The sequence below is a fragment of the Flavobacterium sp. genome (assembly GCF_046317795.1).
Taxonomy (GTDB): domain Bacteria; phylum Bacteroidota; class Bacteroidia; order Flavobacteriales; family Flavobacteriaceae; genus Flavobacterium.
In genome coordinates this window covers 1-3,456 of the sequence record NZ_JBKCVI010000176.1, presented here as the reverse complement: position 1 = coordinate 3,456, position 3,456 = coordinate 1, and the positions used below count along the sequence as shown (strand labels likewise).

Annotated in this window: 3 protein-coding genes and 1 pseudogene; all 4 read left to right on the top strand. The window is 31.0% G+C overall.

Going from position 1 to position 3,456, the window contains the following annotated elements; all coding sequences use genetic code 11:
• Nucleotides 1–31 precede the first annotated feature (31 nt).
• Nucleotides 32–1,120, top strand: coding sequence for an RHS repeat-associated core domain-containing protein (locus tag ACK5ON_RS10590; protein WP_409822271.1), 1,089 nt, complete (start codon nt 32–34; stop codon nt 1,118–1,120).
• Nucleotides 1,121–1,124: 4 nt separating this feature from the next.
• Nucleotides 1,125–1,616: a hypothetical protein gene (locus ACK5ON_RS10585; protein ID WP_409822269.1), complete on the top strand. Its 492-nt coding sequence runs from the start codon at nt 1,125–1,127 to the stop codon at nt 1,614–1,616.
• Nucleotides 1,617–1,789: 173 nt separating this feature from the next.
• Nucleotides 1,790–2,842 (top strand): annotated as a pseudogene (locus tag ACK5ON_RS10580) (RHS repeat-associated core domain-containing protein); the annotation flags it as partial.
• A gap of 2 nt (nt 2,843–2,844) precedes the next feature.
• A complete protein-coding gene (locus ACK5ON_RS10575; RefSeq protein WP_409822267.1) occupies nt 2,845–3,273 on the top strand; it encodes a hypothetical protein in 429 nt (142 codons plus the stop codon).
• Nucleotides 3,274–3,456: the final 183 nt, after the last annotated feature.

Here is a 3,456-nt window from a genome sequence, read left to right as displayed (position 1 = left end):
AAACTAACGTGCTGCGCAAAGTGTCCTCACTTTGAGCTATAATAAAACAACAAAAGCAACTTTTCAGCGAGTTGCTTTTTTTAATACATTTACATCACGTTCTTACACAAAATGTCGCTATCCTTTTGGTAGTTTGGTTCCCAACCGCCATGGCTCAACAGCTGATTATCGTTACGGGTTTAATGGGAAAGAAAAGGATGATGAAGTAATGGGAGAAGGAAACTTCCAAGATTACGGAATGAGGATGTACAATCCAAGAATTGGAAGGTTCTTCAATGTGGATCCTCTAACAGCGATGTATCCATATTTAACACCTTATCAGTTTGCTAGTAATAGACCTATTGATGGTAATGATTTAGATGGCAAAGAATGGGCTGGTAAAACAACAGAAATAACAAAGCCTGATGGGACAATATTGGTTACTACTGAGTTAGTTGTAAAAGTAAAAGTAGAAAATAGATCTTCAATTGTTACAGATCCAGCAATTGTGAGAGCAAAAGCAGAAGTAATAAAAACCAAAATAGAAAAAGAAGGCACTACTACATTAACATATACTAAAGAAGGTAAGAGTTATACTGAAAACGTAAACACTATTGTAGTCTTAGATTATAATCCTCCAACTGAAAATGACGGCAATATAGGATATTTAATATTTGACGATAGAATTACAAAAAAGACAGTTACTACAAAAACAATAGGGAACTCGACTACAACCACAACTACAACCAATTTAATAGCTGGGGATAATAAAGGAATTGTAAATCGTTTTAAAACTTCAATAGGAATAACTGTAGATGGAGTTATTGTTCCTGATACTGATATTGCAGATACTGGAACACATGAAATATTTGGTCATTCAGCAGGGCTTAATCATCCATGGGAATTATCAGGTACTGAAAAATTAAATAATCCAACTTTAGATCAGACAGATTCCACAAATAGAGTTGAGAAGACTATTATTGATAATTTTATGAATACATCAGATATTTTACCAATCGAAAGCAAATTAGCACCGAGTAATGTTAATCAGATTTTACCAGGTCAAGTAAAAACTATTAAAGAGAATGTGTTGAAAAAGTCTTTATATGAAGTAGATGAGTTAAAACCTAAAACAAAATAAAATTATGTCGATTTTAAAAAAGGCAATAATATTATTTAACGTATTTTTTATACTCATTGTAGGTTGTAATCCATTGAAAAAAAATGAATTTGACTTTTTCAAAGAAAATTCTTTGGTAATTTCTAATGGTCAAGGAAACTCTTTTTCTTTTAATTCAGAAAATAAAAATTTAATTTGTCTTGCCTTTTTAAATAATTTTCAAGATTCTATAGTTGTCTTCTGTGATAAGAAAAGGGTTTTGAATTTTATAAGGAATGATACTATTAATTATATGAATATGAAACATGAAGAAATATTCAAAACTGTAGATGTTTCTAGAAAAAGAAGTCAAAGTAAAATTGAAATTTATTTGTTAAAAGAAAAATCAAAAGTAAGTTTTGACCTTGTAAAAGGAGAATCTCTGTACTTGATAAGTAGATATAATCAAAAATGGTATTTAACATTATGGACTCAAAAAAATAACCCAGATTATCAAAGAGTTCTAAATAAAAACTAACGTGCTGCTCAAAGTGTCCCCCAGCTGCTCAAAGAGTTCTAAATAAAAACTAACGTGCTACGCAAAGTGTCCTCACTTTGAGCTGTAATAAAACAAAAAGCAATTCATTTTGAGTTGCTTTTTTTAATACATTTACATCACGTTCTTATACAAAATGTCGCTATCCTTTTGGTAGTTTGGTTCCTAACCGTCATGGCTCAACAGCTGACTACCGTTATGGCTTTCAAGGGCAAGAAAAAGACGATGAAGTAAAAGGTGAAGGGAACTCGTTAAACTATACGTTTAGAATGTACGACCCAAGGGTTGGAAGATTTTTATCACTTGACCCGCTTGCCAAAGAGTATCCTCATAACTCTCCATTTAGTTTTGCTGAAAATAGTGTTATTGCTTATGTTGAATTAGAAGGTGCAGAAAAAAGCGATGCTACTAATAAAGCTTTTATTCCTGCGGCTCCTGTTTTAACTACAATTGGTAAAGATGCTACATCTGAATTAGCTAAACAAGCTTTGAAGAGTTCCGTTGAAGGTCAAGGTAAGCAAGTTATTAAACGAGAGGTATCCAAAGGAATAGGTGAGAAAGTATTAGGTACTGCTGGTAAAGCAGTGGGACTTGTATTTTGCTTATTAACTGATTATATGAGCCCTAACTATGGTGGGAACACAAGTGAAATGGATATGTACTATCATCGTTCAAAAGAGCTTATTCCTCTGAATTGGAAAATCGATGAGAAATACGCAGTACCTGATTTGAAAATTAAAGATAAGACTATTGAAGAGACACCAATAGTTAGAATTGGTGATGTTAGAAAAATTCTTGCAAGAGCTTTTTATGAGAAAGAGGGATTTGAGAAAGACAAGATTAAAGGACATCTGAAAGGGATTGATTTTTCAAAACCTGTTATGACTAAAACCTATCCTGCGGGAACTATAGTTGAGCAATGGACTTATACAGATGAAAATGGTAATCCTAAAACAGGTAATTATTACACTTTACCCGGAGCAGATCCTGAAAAGTTAGGAATTCCTTTAGAAGGTAGAGTAAAAACATTATATAAATTACTCGAAGACACAAAATTTTTACAATCGACAACTAAATCGATTAAAGATTGGACACCTGGTAGTGATAAAATATTACCTGGAGGAGAGACACAATTATTTAAAGTTGACGCAAAAGTAGAACCTGTTCAACCAACTCAATCAACCCAACCGACAGAGCCAAAAAGTTAGTTATGAGCAATATAAAAGAATTAGATTTATTTTTTTTAGAAGAATTTATTAATAAACAAGTTTGCTTAAATAAAGATAAAAATGATATAGTCACAAAACTTGGAAACATTGATAGAGTAAATAATAGCAATACTTATTTTTTAACTCCTTACAATAAAAGTTTGAAAAAAATTATTGTTTATCTTGAAAAAGATGAAATAAAATCCATCACAATATTAGCCGAATTTGATTTTTATTTTACTGATATAGTAAAAAAATATGGTTCATACAGAGAGTATTATTCTCCTCATGATGACATTTACTTTTATTTTTTTAATGAAAAAAATGAAATCCCTTACTTCATTGAATGTGAAAATGATACAAAATATAATGCAGTTAATATGAATAAAAAAGATTTAATAAAAAAAGTTAAAATCATTTTCAAAAGTTAATCAATACAACAGTTAAATAAACAAAACACAAAAGCAGTCAATTAGACTGCTTTTTTTATGGTTTTATGAGGAATAAGCCTGCTTGGCTTTATAATCTCTAATTAACGCATCAATCACACTAAAAAGCTGCTCTTGTTCTTTGGTAGGCATTGTAGCAATTGTTTCTATACGTTCTAAAATCTT

What these genes read in the sequence shown, in the direction of transcription:
- ACK5ON_RS10585 (WP_409822269.1), top strand. Translation starts at nt 1,125, where the DNA reads ATGTCGATTTTAAAAAAGGCAATAATATTATTTAACGTATTTTTTATA.
- ACK5ON_RS10575 (WP_409822267.1), top strand. Translation starts at nt 2,845, where the DNA reads ATGAGCAATATAAAAGAATTAGATTTATTTTTTTTAGAAGAATTTATT.